Origin of the sequence: Mycolicibacterium vaccae NBRC 14118 = CIP 105934, from assembly GCF_001552715.1 — a bacterium.
GTDB classification, from domain to species: domain Bacteria; phylum Actinomycetota; class Actinomycetes; order Mycobacteriales; family Mycobacteriaceae; genus Mycobacterium; species Mycobacterium vaccae.
The window spans coordinates 18,521-34,650 of record NZ_BCRS01000052.1 but is presented as its reverse complement, the minus strand read 5'-3'; the positions used below and the strand labels follow the sequence as shown (position 1 = coordinate 34,650).

Below are 16,130 nucleotides of genomic sequence, written 5' to 3'. Positions count from 1 at the left end.
GACGATCCCGGCGCGGGCTTGGCCGCCCCCGCGGGCGCGGCAGCAGGTCCACTGCCCGACGGCGCGGCCAGCGTCCTGGCCTCCTGCAGCTTGGCCTGGGCCTGCGCACGCTCGGCGGTGAGCCGGTCGAGCTCGACCTGCTGGGCCTTGAAGGTCTCCTGAGCGCTGGTCAGCGCGGCCACCGCGTCCTGCTGGCTGCCCTCCGCGGCCTTGACCGCGTCGTCGGCCTGCTGTTGGGCCAGCCGCGCGGCGGACTCCCGGTTGACCTGCTCCGTGCGTGCCCGCTGCAGATCGGCCATCACCTTCTGCGAACTCATCGACAGCGCCTGCCCGGTCGCCGCGGTGCGGAGGATGTCCGACGGGTCGGAGGCGCTCAGGTAGGAACTCGACGGTCCGCTGACGTACATCGACGCGGCGAAGGTGTTGAAGCGATCCTGCGCGGCGGAGATCGCGGTGTTGGCGTCCTTGACGCGCTGCGCGCTGGCGTCGACCTCGAGCTTGGCGGCCTCCGCCTTCTCCCGGGCGGTCTGCACGTCGAGGATCGCCTTGTTGACGCTCTCCTGCTGCATCTGAATCTGCGCACCGAGGTCCTGCAGCTTCTGATTGACGTTGGCGACGTCGGTCACCAGCGCGGCCAGGCCGCTCTGCTGGGCGGGCTGCGCCAGGGCCAGGTTGGGCGCCAGGTTGGGCAGCGTGATGACCATGCCCATGGCCAGCGACGCCGCGCACAGCCGCGAAGCGGAGGCGCTGCCGGGGGTGCGTCTCATTCGACTCGAATCTCCTCAGGCTCCACGCATAGGTGTCGGCACAGGGCCGGGCGCCCAAAGCTCAGAAGTCACATAAGGAACAACCGCAACAACAGGCACCGATTGCACCGTACGTCACATCTGACGCCAAAGAAACTTTAGCCACAAATTACAACAATGTAATTGCAATCGGTGTTATCAAATGGTGATCTTTGAATTTGCAGGCGTAGCTGCGGACATCAGTCCGAACTGGTGGGAGCGCTATCGGCGGAGGCTTGGCGTTTGCCCCATTTCTGCAGCAGGCGGGTGCCCACCACCGCGAGAGCGACCGCTAAAACGACCACAATGGTGAATGGCGTCCACGGAAAGTGCTCGGCCGTCAACTCGCCCACGAAATTCTTGGACGACAGCACCGGATCCCCCGTCTTGGCCAGGTCCTCGCCGGCCTCCAGGGTCACCCGGTCGTACTCGGGACTGTAGGTGCCGGCGAAGCTCGGGCTCAGCGCGAGCACCGTCGCGCCCGGGTTGTCGGCGCCGATCTCGGTGGCGATGTCGCGCAGCGGGGCGTGGATCGGCGGGTTGGCATCGACCACCACGATCTTGAGGTCGATGCCCTGACTCTCGGCGTCGGTGACGACCTGCTCCAATTGCGCCACCGCCTCGGGGTCCAGACCGCGGGCGCTGACACCGGTTGCGGCGACGTCGTCGCGCACCACATCCATGCACACATCGGGCGCGCCCGGTGCCGCCGGGTCGATGCCCACGGTCAGGCAAAGCTCCGGCGGGATGTAGGTCGGCAGGAACGGGACGAAAAGCGGTCCGGTCACAGGCAGCACGGTAGCCGACGGCGTACACCCGGCACGCACGACACGGACGCGACATTGTGGGTACCCGGCCTAGGTGGCAGCACGCCGACCCGGTGACGCGACCCGGCACCGGCCTGGGATTACTTACAGGACAAGCGTACTGTTAAGGTTACGAACGCCGCCGACACAGCCCGTCGCGGCGATGGTCACAATCCGGGAGTTGATGTGAGCAGCAAGAATTCATCCCTGAACTCATTCGGGGCGAAGGACACGCTGAAGGTCGGAGACAACAGCTACGAGATCTACCGGCTGGACGCGGTCCCCGGGACCGACAAACTTCCCTACAGCCTCAAGGTGCTCGCGGAGAACCTCCTGCGCACCGAAGACGGCGCCAACATCACCAAGGACCACATCGAGGCGATCGCGAACTGGGATCCCGAGGCCGAGCCCAGCATCGAGATCCAGTTCACCCCCGCACGCGTGCTGATGCAGGACTTCACCGGCGTGCCCTGCATCGTGGACCTGGCCACCATGCGCGAGGCCGTCGAAGCCCTCGGTGGCGACCCCGAGAAGGTCAACCCGCTGTCACCGGCCGAGATGGTCATCGACCACTCGGTGATCCTGGACGTGTTCGGCCGGGCCGACGCGTTCGAGCGCAACGTCGAACTCGAATACCAACGCAACGGCGAGCGCTACCAGTTCCTGCGCTGGGGCCAGGGCGCATTCGACGACTTCAAGGTCGTCCCGCCCGGCACCGGCATCGTGCACCAGGTCAACATCGAGTACCTGGCCCGCGTCGTCATGACGCGCGCCGACGCGCAAGGAAATGTTGTCGCGTACCCGGACACCTGTGTGGGCACCGACTCGCACACCACGATGGAGAACGGCCTCGGCGTGCTGGGCTGGGGCGTCGGCGGCATCGAGGCTGAGGCGGCGATGCTGGGCCAGCCCGTCTCGATGCTCATCCCCCGCGTCGTCGGCTTCAAACTCACCGGTGAGATCAAGCCCGGCGTCACCGCCACCGACGTCGTACTGACCGTCACCGACATGCTGCGCAAGCACGGCGTCGTCGGCAAGTTCGTCGAGTTCTACGGCGAGGGCGTGGCCGAGGTGCCGCTGGCCAACCGCGCCACGCTGGGCAACATGAGCCCCGAATTCGGTTCCACCGCAGCGATGTTCCCCATCGACGAGGAGACCATCAACTACCTTCGGCTGACCGGGCGCACCGACGAGCAGCTCGCGCTGGTCGAGGCCTACGCCAAGGCACAGGGCATGTGGCACGACCCGGCCAAGGAGCCGGTGTTCTCCGAGTACATGGAGCTGGACCTGTCCACCGTGGTGCCCTCGATCGCCGGCCCCAAGCGCCCGCAGGACCGCATCGAGCTCACCGACGCCAAGAACGCATTCCGCAAGGACATCCACAACTACGTCGAGGAGAACTACCCGACCGAGCACACCCAGCTCGACGAGGCGGTCGAGGAATCCTTCCCGGCCAGCGACTCCGCCGCGCTGTCCTTCGCCGACGACGGCGCTGTCGACGCCCGTCCGTCCGCGGCCAACGGCTCCGCCGGCCGCCCGTCCAAGCCTGTGACGGTGCGCTCCGAGGAGCGCGGCGAGTTCGTGCTCGACCACGGGGCCGTCGTGGTCGCCGGCATCACCTCGTGCACCAACACCTCCAACCCGTCGGTGATGCTCGGTGCCGCGCTGCTGGCCAAGAAGGCCGTAGAGAAAGGCCTGACCACCAAGCCGTGGGTCAAGACCAACATGGCGCCCGGCTCGCAGGTCGTGACCGACTACTACAACAAGGCCGGTCTGTGGCCGTACCTGGAGAAGCTCGGCTACTACCTCGGCGGTTACGGATGCACCACCTGCATCGGCAACACCGGCCCGCTGCCCGACGAGATCTCGGAGGCGATCAACGACAACGATCTGTCGGTGGCCGCGGTGCTCTCGGGCAACCGCAACTTCGAGGGTCGTATCTCCCCCGACGTCAAGATGAACTACCTGGCGTCCCCGCCGCTGGTCATCGCCTACGGCCTCGCCGGCACCATGGACTTCGACTTCGAGACCGACCCGCTCGGCCAGGACAGCGACGGCAACGACGTGTTCCTCAAGGACATTTGGCCGTCTGCCGCCGAAATCCAGGAGACCATCACCTCGTCGATCAACCGCGACATGTTCACCGACTCCTACGCCGACGTGTTCAAGGGCGACGAGCGGTGGCGGTCGCTGCCCACCCCGGAGGGCAACACCTTCGAGTGGGACGAGAACTCCACCTACGTCCGCAAGGCCCCTTACTTCGAGGGCATGCCCGCCGACCCGGAACCGGTGGCCGACATCAAGGGCGCCAGAGTGCTTGCCCTGCTGGGCGATTCGGTCACCACCGACCACATCTCGCCGGCCGGCAGCATCAAGAAGGGCACCCCCGCGGCCCAGTACCTCGAAGAGCACGGCGTCGAGCCCAAAGACTTCAACTCGCTGGGGTCGCGCCGCGGCAACCACGAGGTGATGATCCGCGGCACGTTCGCCAACATCCGGCTGCGCAACCAGCTGCTCGACGACGTCTCGGGCGGATACACCCGGGACTTCACCCAGGATGGCGGCCCGCAGGCGTTCATCTACGACGCAGCGCAGAACTACGCCAAGGAGGGCATCCCACTGGTCGTGCTCGGCGGCAAGGAGTACGGGTCGGGATCCTCGCGCGACTGGGCGGCCAAGGGCACCACACTGCTCGGCGTGCGTGCGGTGATCACCGAGTCGTTCGAGCGCATCCACCGCTCCAACCTGATCGGCATGGGTGTCATCCCGCTGCAGTTCCCGCAGGGTGAGTCCGCGGCCTCGCTCAAGCTCGACGGCACCGAGACCTACGACATCACCGGCATCGAAGCGCTCAACGAGGGCAAGACGCCGAAGACGGTCAAGGTCACCGCGACCAAAGAGGACGGCTCGAAGGTCGAATTCGACGCGGTGGTCCGCATCGACACCCCCGGAGAGGCGGACTACTACCGCAACGGCGGCATCCTGCAGTACGTGCTGCGGAACATGCTGAAGTCCTGACCGCATGCCTCGGGTGACCGACGACCATCTGGCGGCGCGGCGCCGTCAGATCCTCGACGGCGCCCGGCGCTGCTTCGCCGAGTACGGCTACGACCGGGCCACCGTCCGGCGACTGGAGCAGACGATCGGGCTCTCGCGCGGCGCGATATTCCACCACTTCCGCGACAAGGACACGCTGTTCTTCGAACTGGCGCGTGAGGACGCGGAGCGGATGGCTGATGTCGCGGCGCGCGAGGGCTTGATCCAGGTGATGCGCGACATGCTGGCCGCGCCGGACCAATTCGACTGGCTGGCCACCAGACTGGAGATCGCCCGCAAACTGCGCAACGACCCCGCGTTCAGCCGGGGCTGGTCGGAGCGGTCCGCCGAACTGTCGGCGGCCACCGCCGAGCGGCTACGCCGCCAGAAGCAGGCGGGCCGGCTTCGCGACGACGTGCCCGGCGAGGTGCTCCGTACCTATCTGGAGCTGGTGCTCGACGGCCTGGTGGCACGGCTGGCATCGGGCGATGACCCCGAAAGACTCAGTGCCGTACTGGATCTGGTGGAGGACTCGGTCCGCCAACGGTAGTCGGGCCGGCTCAGCCGGCGCGCCGGCCGCGGTGGTTCGGGCCGCCGCGGCTGCGCATCGTCGCCCCGGATTCGCGCAGCATGCTGTGGATGGAGCCGTAGGAATGGCCGGTGGAGGCCACCAGCGTCCGGATACTGGCGCCGCGTTCGTACTCGCTGCGCAACTCATTCATCAGCTGATCTCTCGACTTGCCGTTTTTCTTCACGTTCGCGCCTTCCCCGCATGCAGTGCACGGATGTAGCGACCGCATACCCAACGGGGTGACCCTTGACACAGGGGTAAACGTGAATTCTCAGGCCAGTTCGATCAAGTCGCGGTAGTCGTCGGACCAGAAGTCCTCGGTGCCGTCGGGCAGCAACAGCACCCGCTGCGGGTTGAGCGCTTCGGCGGCGCCGGGATCGTGGGTTACCAGCACCACCGAGCCCTGGTAGCTGCGCAGCGCGTCGAGCACCTGTTCGCGCGACGCGGGGTCCAGGTTGTTCGTCGGCTCGTCGAGCAGCAGCACGTTCGCCGTCGACGCGACGAGGCCGGCAAGCGCGAGGCGGGTCTTCTCGCCGCCCGACAGCGTGCCCGCGGGCTGGTCGAGCTGCGGACCGGTGAACATGAACGCGCCCAGAAGGCCCCGCAGATCCTGCTCCCCGGTGTCGGGGGCGGCCGAGCGGATGTTCTCCCACACCGTGGCCAGGTTGTCGAGCGTGTCGTGCTCCTGAGCGAAGTACCCGATCTTGAGTCCGTGCCCGGGTTCGAGCCCGCCGGCGTCGGCAGTCTCCACCCCGGCCAGCAGCCGCAGCAGCGTGGTCTTACCCGCACCGTTGAGCCCGAGCACGACGACGCGGGAACCGCGGTCGATGGCCAGGTCCAGCCCGCTGAAGATCTCCAGCGAGCCGTACGTCTTGGTCAGACCCTTGGCGACCAGCGGGGTCTTGCCGCACGGTGCGGGGGTCGGGAACTTGATCCGGGCCACCTTGTCGGCCACCCGCTCGGCGTCCAGCTCGGCGATCATCCGCTCGGCTCGGCGCAGCATGTTCTGGGCCGCAACGGCTTTGGTGGCCTTGGCACCCATCTTGGCGGCCTGCGCCCGCAGCGCGCCCGCCTTCTTCTCGGCGTTGGCGCGCTCGCGGCGACGCCGCTGCTCGTCGGTGGCACGGGCGTCAAGGTATTTCTGCCAGCCCATGTTGTAGACGTCGGCCTCACCGCGGACCGCGTCGAGGAACCACACCCGGTTCACGACATCGGCGAGCAGGTCGACGTCGTGGCTGATCACGACGAGCCCGCCGCTGTGGTTCTGCAGGAAGCTGCGCAGCCAGCTGATCGAGTCAGCGTCGAGGTGGTTGGTCGGCTCGTCGAGCAGGAGTGTGGTGTCCGACCCTGAACCGGTGTCCGACGCCGCGAACAGGATCCGGGCCAGCTCGACGCGACGGCGCTGACCACCGGACAGCGTGCGCAGCGGCTGGGTGAGGACCCGGTCGGGCAGGCCGAGGCTCGCGCAGATGCGGCCCGCTTCGCTTTCGGCGGCATACCCGCCGAGCGCGGCGAACCGCTCTTCCAACTGGCCGTAGCGGCGGACCGCCTTGTCGCGGGCGGCGTCGTCGGCGACCTCGGCCATCAACGCCTGCTGCTTCTCCAGGTCCGAGAGAAGGGTGTCCAGGCCGCGCGCCGACAGCACCCGGTCGCGGGCCAGCATGTCGAGGTCGCCCTCTTTGGGGTCCTGCGGCAGGTAGCCGACCTCACCCGTGCGGGTCACCGACCCGGCGTACGGTTCGCCCTCCCCCGCGAGGATGCGCATCGTCGTCGTCTTGCCCGCGCCGTTGCGGCCGACCAGGCCGATGCGGTCGCCGGGCTGCACCCGCAGCGCCGAACCTTCGATGGAGAGAAGCGTGCGCGCTCCTGCGCGGACCTCGAGGTCCGTGGCGGTGATCACGCTGATGCTCCTGAAAACTGATAGGCATGACGGGGCTGAACCCCAGCCCATGCCGTGGATGACTTATGGAAGGCTAATGGCTCCGGCTGGCCTGAGGCCAATCGTTAATGCGGCGACGCTACCGGTCGTCGGTGAAGCGCGGCGGACGCTTCTCCTTGCGGGCCGCCACCGCCTCCTCGAAATTGCTCGTCAGCAGCCGGATGTAGAGCTGGCCGAGGCCTTCGGCCTGCATGTGAGCCTCCAGCGACCCGGCGTCCAGCCCGCCCCACAACGTGCGCTTGGTCAGCTCGACCCCCGGTCGCGAGTAGCCGGCGATGCGCTCGGCCATCTCGTAACAGGTCGACAGCAGTTCGGCCCGCGGAACCCGCTTGGACACCAGACCGATGCGCTCGGCCTCCTCGGCGTCGACGTCGCGACCGGTGAGCATGATCTCGAACGCCCGCGACGAGCCGATGGCACGCGGCAGCAGATAGCTCAGCCCCAGTTCGCTGGCCGTCAACCCGTTGTTGATGCCCGCAGCCCGGAAGTACGCATCGTTGGCGGCCACCCGGATGTCGGCAGCCAGCGCCAGGCACAGCCCGCCGCCGATCGCGGCGCCGTTGACCGCCGCGATCACCGGCTGGTGCAGCTTGCGCAGCGCCAGGATGACGTCGTCGAGCACCTCCATCGACCTGAGGCCGAACGAGGGCCGGGTCAGACCGTCCACGTGGGGCACCGAACCCGCCGACTTGTGGTCCGCGCCGGAGGAGAATCCGGCGCCCGCCCCGGTCAGCACCACGACGCGGACGTCGTTGTCGTGGGTGATCTGATCCAGTGCGGTCCTGAGCGGGACCATCACGTCGAACGCCATCGAGTTCATCCGCTCCGGACGGTTCAGCGTCACCAGGGCGACGCCGGGTCGCGGATGTTCCACCTGCACGAAGCCGTCACCACCGGTCACGGCAAGCACACTAACGCGAGGGTCAGTCCTGAGCGCTGTCCTGCGCGGCGACGGCGGCGTCGATGTCGAATTCCTTGATCTTCTGGACCAGGTCCTCCAGCGCGGCCGGCGGCAGCGCGCCCGCCTGGTTGAACACCAGCTTGCCCTTCTTGAACGCCATCAGCGTCGGGATCGAACGGATGTCGGCCGCTGCGGCGAGCTGCTGTTCGGCCTCGGTGTCCACCTTCGCGTAGACGACGTCGGGATGCTTCTCCGACGACGACGCGAACGTGGGGGCGAACGCCTTGCACGGTCCGCACCACGACGCCCAGAAATCCACCAGGACGATCTCGTTGTCGTTGATGGTGTCGTTGAACTCTTCTGCGGTGATGTCTTGAGTAGCCACGGTTACCTCAACGTTCCTGTCGAATGGTGTGTTCCTGCAACGGAGTGGTGCCTGCTACAGAGAGTAGGCTTTCACCCAGTCCACCTTCATCTGCGCCTGGAACGGCGCGGTCGGGCTCGGATCCCCGGTCCACGGGTTGCCGACGGCGACGTTGAGGATCAGATAGTGATCCCAGGCGCCGGAGAACGGCGTCCAGTCCCCGCCGAGCGCCTCGTACTGCACCTTGGTGATCCGGCCTACCTCGACACCGTCGACATGCCAGATGATGCGGTCCGCGTGCCAATCCATGCCGTAGTCGTGAAAGCCCTGCGACAGGTCGACGCCGAGGTCGGCGTCCACCCCGTGCAGCTTGACGTCGACCCCGTTGTTGCCCGCGGCCGGTCCGTGGATGTTGCCGGTCCAGGTGGAACGTGAATCCGGGGTGCCCATGCCGGGGATCTCGACGATGTCGATCTCGCCCTGGCGCGGCCAGTCGTATTCGTGGCCGGGTTCGAGTCCGACCGACCAGAACGCCGGCAGCACCCCTTTGGTGACGGGCATCTGGATGCGCGCCACCACACGGGTTCCCACCCCGATGGACTGCTTACCCATCGTCACCACGCGCGCCGAGGTGTAGTTGTGCGGTGCGCCGAGCCCGTCCGGGGTGGCCTCTCTGCGCGCCTCGATGACCAGGTTCCCGTCCGCGTCGATGTAGACGTTGTCGCCGTCGGTGTAGTACTGGTTCTCCCCCGCCGACTGTCCCCACCGCCCGGTCTGCAGACCCCAGTAGCGGAGTGCCTCCTCCATGCTGGAGAAGTTGGTCTCCCACAACGGCTTCGGGTTCGACGGTGGATTCGGCTGCGGGATCACCACGTTGCGGTAGATCAGTGACCGCCGGACCAGCCACCGCGCCTGCGCGGCTTTCGACACCGGGATGGCGAGCCAGTCGGTGCCCATCTTCTTGCTACGGATGCCGATGGAGTACAACCAGTCGACGATCATCGACCCCCACGTCACCTCGGTGCTGGTGGCCGCGGCGACGAGCACCGGATCGACCTCGACAGCAGCGGTGCGCAGTGCGACGGTTTCGACGACGGGTCCGGCGGACTCCGCGGGCTCGGGTGTCACCCGGGCCGAGCCACCGTTGCGGTCCCGGCGGACGTCGTCGGTGGCCTCTGCTCCCGGCGCTTCGGTTTCGGTGCCGTCGTGCGCATCCTGGTCGGCGGGCCCGGCGGGCGCTTCCTCGGCAGATTCGGCGGGTACTTCGTCGGCAGGGTCGGCGGGTACTTCGTCGGCAGGGTCGGCGGGTACTTCCTCGACAGGGTCGGCCGACGCCTCGTCGTCGCCATCCTCGGCGTCGTCGGCGTCGCCGTCCTCGGTGTCGCCGGCGCCGTCGGCGTCGTCGGCGTCCTCGGTGTCGTCGGCGTCGTCGGCGTCCGGGTCTCCGGCGTCGCCCGGGGTCTCGTCCGCGGTGTCTCGGGTGTCCTCGGTGTCCCTGGTGTCGGTGGCGGCGCCGCTGCTTGGGGCGCCTCCGGCTGCCGCCGACGCCGAGGTGCTCGGCGACGTGTCCGCGTCTGCGCCCGCCGATGCGGTGGCGGCGCCGGTGATCATCGCGGCGCCGAGTCCGGCGGCCATCACCCCGCCGGCCAGCCAGTGTTTGCGGACGCGTGTGCGCGCCCGAGTGCGGCGACCGTTGCCCATTGCGGATCCGTTCTCGTGGCGGGAAACAGCAAGCACAGTGAAGATGGTCGAGCCAGCGCTCCGCGCACAGTGATGAGCTAATGCAATTGCTTAGCCGAGGACTATCAAGACACAGTCTCAACAGCCCCCTCACAGCTATCGCGGTGTGCGGAGCAAACGTTAGCGAACCATCAACGGGCGCGCGTGTTTTCGACCGAAATCGCATCGGGCAGGGATTGCCGAGCGGCCCGGGACAGCGGCAGCGCAGCCGTCACGTCACCGACACAGCCGTTTCGGCGCACAGAGGAGAATTTGCCAGGGCATGCGAGATCCGGAGCTGGGCGAGCAGCACGTCACCCACGGAGAGGCATTTCCCGCGCGCGCGGGCGCCAGCGGGACGCACGACCAAATTTGCCTACGCGGAAAGGGCAAGCCGGGCAGGCGTTACGGAGACCGAGAAAACTCAGACGGTGAAGCCGAGAGCCCGCAGTTGTTCGCGGCCGTCATCGGTGATCTTGTCCGGGCCCCACGGCGGATTCCACACCCAGTTGATCTTGATCTCGTCGACCAGGCCGGCGCCGACCAGCGCCGTGCGGGACTGGTCCTCGATGACGTCGGTCAGCGGGCACGCCGCCGACGTCAGGGTCATGTCGATCAATGCGACCGGACCGGCATCGCTGCTCTCCAGGTTGATGCCGTAGACCAGGCCCAGGTCGACGACGTTGATGCCGAGTTCCGGATCGACGACGTCACGCATCGCCTCCTCCAGTTCGGCGATCAGTTGGTCGTTCGGCTCTGCCGATTCCGGGCTCGCTGCGCCCTCGTGTGCCGTGTCAGTCATGAAATCTCCTCGGAATTCTCGGGCCCGTAGGCCTCCGCCACTGCCGCTTTGAAAGCCGTCCAGCCCAGCAACGCGCACTTCACGCGCGCCGGGTACTTCGCGACGCCGGCGAACGCGATGCCGTCACCGATCACGTCCTCGTCCCCGTCCACCTTGCCGCGCGACGACACCATCTCTGAGAACGCCGCCACCGTCTTGAGCGCATCCCCGACCGTCTGACCGATCACCTGGTCGGTGAGCACCGACGTCGACGCCTGGCTGATCGAACACCCCTGACCGTCGTAGGAGACGTCGGTGACGGTTTCGTCGTCCTCGGACAGCGCCACCCTCAGGGTCACCTCGTCACCACAGGTGGGGTTCACATGGTGCACCTCGGCGTCGAACGGCTCCCGCAGACCGCGGTGGTGCGGATGTTTGTAGTGATCCAGGATCACTTCCTGGTAGATCTGCTCCAGCCGCATCCGTCAGTCCCTCACCCTGATCCCCGGGTCGCTTCGCTCCTGCCCGCCGAACCGAAGAAGTCGACGGCCCTGCGCACGCCGGCCACGAGCCGATCCACCTCCTCGACGGTGTTGTACACCGCGAAGGACGCGCGCGCGGTGGCGGCGATGCCGAACCGGCGATGCAGCGGCCACGCGCAGTGGTGACCGACGCGCACCGCGACGCCGTCGTCGTCGAGCACCTGCCCGACGTCGTGCGCGTGCACACCGTCGACCACGAACGACACCGGCGAACCGCGGTCGTCCATCGTGGTCGGGCCGATGACGCGGACACCGTCGATCTCGGCGAGGCCGGCCAGCGCCGCGGCCACCAGTTCCCGCTCGTGTTCGGCGACGGCGGGCATGCCCAGCGCGTCCAGATACCTTGCGGCCGCGGCCAGCCCGACCACCTGGGAGGTCATCGGGGTGCCCGCCTCGAATCGCTGCGGTGCGGGAGCATAGGTGGTGGCTTCCATCGTGACCGTCTCGATCATCGAGCCGCCGGTCAGGAACGGCGGCATCGCGGCCAGCAGTTCGCGCCGCCCGTAGAGCACACCGATGCCGGTGGGTCCCAGCATCTTGTGCCCGGAGAATGCCGCGAAGTCGACACCCAGCGCGTGGAAGTCCACCGGCTGGTGGGGCACCGACTGGCAAGCGTCCAGCAGCACCAGCGCACCGACCGCACGGGCCCGCGCAACCAGCTCCGCCACCGGGGCCACCGCGCCGGTCACATTCGAATGATGGCTGAACGCCACGACTTTGACGTTGGCGTCGAGCTCGAGCGAGTCGAGATCGATGCGGCCGTCGTCGGTGACACCGAACCATTTCAACGTCGCCCCGGTACGCTGCGCCAGCTCCTGCCACGGCACCAGATTGGCGTGGTGCTCCAACTCGGTGGTGACGATGACGTCGCCCGGCCCGACCGCGTGCTCGAACCGCTTGTCGCCCAGCGCGTACGCGACCAGATTGATGGCTTCGGTCGCGTTCTTGGTGAACACCAGCTCGTCGGAGTCGGCGCCCACGAACGCGGCGATGTCCTCCCGGCCCTGCTCGTAGGCGTCGGTGGACTCCTCCATCAACTGGTGCGCGCCGCGGTGGACCGCACCGTTGGAGGTGAGCAGGAAGTCACGCTCGGCGTCGAGCACGGCAAGCGGTTTCTGCGAGGTCGCCCCGGAATCGAGATACGCCAACCGGTTCCCGCCGCGCATCACCCGGCTCAGGATCGGGAAGTCCGCCCTGACCCTGGCCACCTCGGCGGCGTCGAGCGCCTGTGCCGACGTCGTCACGTCAGGCCCCTGCGGCGGCAGCCTGCGTGAAACGCTCGTAACCGTTCTCTTCGAGCTGGTCGGCCAGCTCGGGCCCGCCCGACTCGATGATCCGGCCCTCGTAGAACACGTGCACGTACTGCGGCTGGATGTAGCGCAGGATACGGGTGTAGTGCGTGATCAGCAGGACACCGGCGTTCTCGGCTTCCTTGAACCGGTTCACGCCTTCGCTGACGACGCGCAGCGCGTCGACATCCAGACCGGAGTCGGTCTCGTCGAGGATCGCGATCTTGGGCTTGAGCAGGCCGAGCTGCAGGATCTCGTGCCGCTTCTTCTCGCCGCCGGAGAAACCCTCGTTGACGCTGCGCTCGCCGAACGACGGGTCGATGTCCAGGTCGCCCATCGCGGCCTTGACTTCCTTGACCCAGTGCCGCAGCTTGGGCGCTTCGCCGCGCACGGCCGTCGCCGCGGTGCGCAGGAAGTTCGACATCGAAACACCGGGCACCTCGACGGGATACTGCATCGCCAGGAACAGCCCTGCGCGCGCCCTCTCGTCGATGCTCATCTCCAGCACGTCGGCGCCGTCGAGGGTGATCGACCCCGAGGTGACGGTGTACTTGGGATGGCCGGCGATCGCGTAGGACAGCGTCGACTTGCCGGATCCGTTGGGGCCCATCACGGCGTGGGTCTCGCCCGACTTGACGGTCAGGTTCACGCCTTTGAGGATCGGGACTTCCTCGCCCTCGGGCGTGAAGACCGAGGCGTGCAGGTCCTTGATTTCCAGTGTGGTCATGGTTAGGAGGTTCTCGATTCCGTGATTGCTAGTTCTCGTTCGATGGCTTCGGTCAGGCGCTCGCGCACGGCGGGGACGGCGATCTTCGCGATGATCTCGTTGAAGAAGCCGCGCACCACCAGGCGACGGGCCTGGGCCTCGGGAATGCCCCGGGCCCGCAGGTAGAACAACTGCTCGTCGTCGAAACGGCCGGTGGCACTGGCGTGTCCGGCGCCGACGATCTCGCCGGTCTCAATCTCCAGGTTCGGCACCGAGTCGGCACGCGCACCGTCGGTGAGCACCAGGTTGCGGTTCACCTCGAAGGTGTCGGTGCCGGTGGCCTCGGCGCGGATCAGCACGTCACCGATCCACACCGTGTGCGCGTCGGGCTTCTTCGAGTCCGGATCGCCTTGCAGCGCACCCTTGTACAGCACGTCGGATTTGCAGTTGGGCTGCGAATGGTCAACCAGCAGGCGCGATTCGAAGTGCTGTCCGTCGTCGGCGAAGTAGGTGCCCAGCATCTTGGCCTCGCCGCCGGGCGCGTCGTAGCGCACGGTGGCCGTGGTCCGCACCACGTCGCCGCCCAGGGTGACGTTGACGTGCCCGAGCACCGCGTCCTTGCCGAGCCGGGCGTGGTGGGCGCTGACATGGACGGTGTCGTCGGCCCAGTCGGCGATCCAGATGACCCCGAGGCCGGCCGAGTCACCCACGATGATCTCGACGTTGTCGGCGTAGACCCCGCTTCCGCGCAGGTCGACGACGACGATCGCACGCGACAGTTCCTCGACGCGGATCTGCAGGTGCCCGTAGGCGACTTGGTCCACACCGGGTCCGGTGACGACGATCTCGATCGGCTCGGCGACCTCGGTGTCGCGCGCGACGGTCACGACGGTCGCCGACTCGAACGCCGAGAACGCCTGCGCGGCAACCCGGTCCGACGGCACCCCGGCCTGCCCGAGGCGCTCGTCGCCGCGGGTCACGGTCTCGACCGTGACGCCGGGACGTTCGGTGACGGTGATGCCCGCCTTGCCGGTCGCGACGGCTGAGCCGTCGTGCAGCCCGCGGAGCCGCTTGAGCGGGGTGAACCGCCACAGTTCGTCACGGCCGCCGGGCACCTCGAAGGCGTTGACGTCGAACGAGGAGAACAGCTCGCCCTTGTTCAGGTTGAGTACCGAGCCTGTCTTCTTGGCACCCTCGACCGCGGTGGTCAGGTCGTTGCTCACTAACCCACGGCCCCTTCCATCTGCAGCTCGATCAGCCGGTTGAGCTCCAACGCGTACTCCATCGGGAGCTCCTTGGCGATCGGCTCGACGAAGCCGCGCACCACCATGGCCATGGCCTCGTCCTCGGTCAGACCGCGGCTCATCAGATAGAACATCTGATCCTCGCTGACCTTGGACACCGTGGCCTCGTGCCCCATCGTGACGTCGTCCTCGCGGATGTCGACGTACGGGTAGGTGTCGGAGCGGCTGATGGAATCGACCAGCAGCGCATCGCATTTGACGCTGGAGCGGGATCCGTGCGCGCCCTTGTTGATCTGGACCAGGCCCCGGTAGGACGCACGCCCGCCGCCGCGGGCGACTGACTTGGACACGATGTTGCTCGAGGTGTTGGGCGCCAGGTGCAGCATCTTCGCCCCGGTGTCCTGATGCTGGCCCTCGCCGGCGAACGCCACCGAGAGCACCTCGCCCTTGGCGTGCTCACCGGTCATCCACACGGCCGGGTACTTCATCGTGACCTTGGATCCGATGTTGCCGTCGACCCACTCCATGGTCGCGCCGGCCTCGGCGCGCGCACGCTTGGTGACCAGGTTGAACACGTTGTTCGACCAGTTCTGGATGGTCGTGTAGCGGCAGCGGCCGCCCGGCTTGACGATGATCTCCACGACGGCGCTGTGCAGCGAGTCGCTCTTGTAGATCGGCGCGGTACACCCCTCGACGTAGTGCACGTAGGCATCCTCGTCGACGATGATCAGCGTCCGCTCGAACTGACCCATGTTCTCGGTGTTGATCCGGAAGTAGGCCTGCAGCGGGATGTCCACGTGTACGCCCTTGGGGACGTAGATGAACGAGCCGCCCGACCACACCGCGGTGTTCAGCGCGGAGAACTTGTTGTCGCCCGCCGGGATCACGGTGCCGAAGTACTGCTTGAACAGTTCCGGGTGCTCTTTGAGCGCGGTGTCGGTGTCGAGGAAGATGACGCCCTGGGCCTCGAGGTCCTCACGGATCGAGTGGTAGACGACCTCGGACTCGTACTGGGCGGCGACACCGGAGACCAGGCGCTGCTTCTCGGCCTCGGGGATGCCGAGTTTGTCGTAGGTGTTCTTGATGTCCTCGGGCAGGTCGTCCCAGGTGGCGGCCTGCTTCTCACTGGAGCGCACGAAGTATTTGATGTTGTCGAAATGGATGCCGTCGAGATCGGAGCCCCAGTTCGGCATCGGCTTCTTGTCGAAGGTGCGCAGCGCCTTGAGGCGGACGTCGAGCATCCACTCGGGCTCGCTCTTCTTCGCCGAGATGTCGCGGACCACCGCTTCGGACAGCCCGCGCTGCGCGCTGGCGCCCGCGACGTCGGAGTCGGCCCAGCCGTAGCCGTACTTGCCCAGCGAGGCGATGGCCTCTTCCTGGGTCAGCGTCTCCGGCTTGACCTCCGGTGTGAGTGTCATTGCGACACACTCCTTTTGCTCTGTAGTGG

General features: G+C 67.3%; 15 protein-coding genes. 2 read left to right on the top strand and 13 right to left on the bottom strand.

Translation table 11 applies throughout. The features are described 5' to 3' along the window. Window positions 1-767, bottom strand: a 767-nt coding sequence (locus tag MVA01S_RS12195; RefSeq protein ID WP_435405977.1) for a coiled-coil domain-containing protein, incomplete at its 3' end; no start/stop codon positions are given. Window positions 768-985: 218 nt separating this feature from the next. After that, on the bottom strand, window positions 986-1,573 hold the full coding sequence (locus MVA01S_RS12190; protein ID WP_003932039.1) for an Rv1476 family membrane protein: 588 nt from the start codon (window positions 1,571-1,573) through the stop codon (window positions 986-988). Window positions 1,574-1,777: 204 nt separating this feature from the next. Between MVA01S_RS12190 and MVA01S_RS12185 the strand changes: the two genes are divergently transcribed. Together MVA01S_RS12185 and MVA01S_RS12180 are read left to right on the top strand one after the other, a co-directional pair. Next, window positions 1,778-4,609 carry an aconitate hydratase gene (locus MVA01S_RS12185; RefSeq protein ID WP_003932038.1) on the top strand — a complete coding sequence of 944 codons (2,832 nt, stop codon included), beginning with the start codon at window positions 1,778-1,780 and terminating at the stop codon, window positions 4,607-4,609. Window positions 4,610-4,613: 4 nt separating this feature from the next. Beyond that, window positions 4,614-5,177: a TetR/AcrR family transcriptional regulator gene (locus MVA01S_RS12180; protein WP_003932037.1), complete on the top strand. Its 564-nt coding sequence runs from the start codon at window positions 4,614-4,616 to the stop codon at window positions 5,175-5,177. Window positions 5,178-5,187: 10 nt separating this feature from the next. Here MVA01S_RS12180 and MVA01S_RS12175 read toward each other — a convergent pair whose 3' ends face one another. The 11 genes from MVA01S_RS12175 to sufB form a co-directional block, all read right to left on the bottom strand. Further along, on the bottom strand, window positions 5,188-5,382 hold the full coding sequence (locus MVA01S_RS12175; protein WP_003932036.1) for a helix-turn-helix domain-containing protein: 195 nt from the start codon (window positions 5,380-5,382) through the stop codon (window positions 5,188-5,190). A gap of 87 nt (window positions 5,383-5,469) precedes the next feature. Beyond that, on the bottom strand, window positions 5,470-7,098 hold the full coding sequence (locus MVA01S_RS12170; RefSeq protein WP_003932035.1) for an ABC-F family ATP-binding cassette domain-containing protein: 1,629 nt from the start codon (window positions 7,096-7,098) through the stop codon (window positions 5,470-5,472). Window positions 7,099-7,216: 118 nt separating this feature from the next. After that, complete coding sequence (locus MVA01S_RS12165) at window positions 7,217-8,047, bottom strand: enoyl-CoA hydratase (RefSeq protein ID WP_040542140.1); 831 nt, start codon at window positions 8,045-8,047, stop codon at window positions 7,217-7,219. 13 nt (window positions 8,048-8,060) lie between these two features. Further along, complete coding sequence (gene trxA / locus MVA01S_RS12160; protein ID WP_003932033.1) at window positions 8,061-8,423, bottom strand: thioredoxin; 363 nt, start codon at window positions 8,421-8,423, stop codon at window positions 8,061-8,063. Between the two features lie 54 nt (window positions 8,424-8,477). Then, on the bottom strand, window positions 8,478-10,103 hold the full coding sequence (locus tag MVA01S_RS31985; protein ID WP_003932032.1) for a family 16 glycosylhydrolase: 1,626 nt from the start codon (window positions 10,101-10,103) through the stop codon (window positions 8,478-8,480). Between the two features lie 442 nt (window positions 10,104-10,545). Beyond that, window positions 10,546-10,923, bottom strand: coding sequence for a metal-sulfur cluster assembly factor (locus MVA01S_RS12150; protein ID WP_003932031.1), 378 nt, complete (start codon window positions 10,921-10,923; stop codon window positions 10,546-10,548). Next, on the bottom strand, window positions 10,920-11,384 hold the full coding sequence (sufU, locus tag MVA01S_RS12145; RefSeq protein ID WP_003932030.1) for a Fe-S cluster assembly sulfur transfer protein SufU: 465 nt from the start codon (window positions 11,382-11,384) through the stop codon (window positions 10,920-10,922). Before sufU ends, MVA01S_RS12150 begins: the two co-directional genes overlap by 4 nt. 11 nt (window positions 11,385-11,395) lie before the next feature. After that, complete coding sequence (locus MVA01S_RS12140) at window positions 11,396-12,688, bottom strand: cysteine desulfurase (protein ID WP_003932029.1); 1,293 nt, start codon at window positions 12,686-12,688, stop codon at window positions 11,396-11,398. A 1-nt stretch (window position 12,689) separates the two neighbouring features. Further along, entirely contained in the window at window positions 12,690-13,460 is a 771-nt protein-coding gene (sufC, locus tag MVA01S_RS12135) for a Fe-S cluster assembly ATPase SufC (RefSeq protein ID WP_003932028.1), read from the bottom strand. 2 nt (window positions 13,461-13,462) lie between these two features. Next, window positions 13,463-14,662: a Fe-S cluster assembly protein SufD gene (sufD, locus tag MVA01S_RS12130; RefSeq protein WP_003932027.1), complete on the bottom strand. Its 1,200-nt coding sequence runs from the start codon at window positions 14,660-14,662 to the stop codon at window positions 13,463-13,465. After that, complete coding sequence (gene sufB, locus MVA01S_RS12125; protein ID WP_003932026.1) at window positions 14,662-16,101, bottom strand: Fe-S cluster assembly protein SufB; 1,440 nt, start codon at window positions 16,099-16,101, stop codon at window positions 14,662-14,664. The genes sufD and sufB overlap by 1 nt, the downstream gene beginning before the upstream one ends. Window positions 16,102-16,130 lie beyond the last annotated feature (29 nt).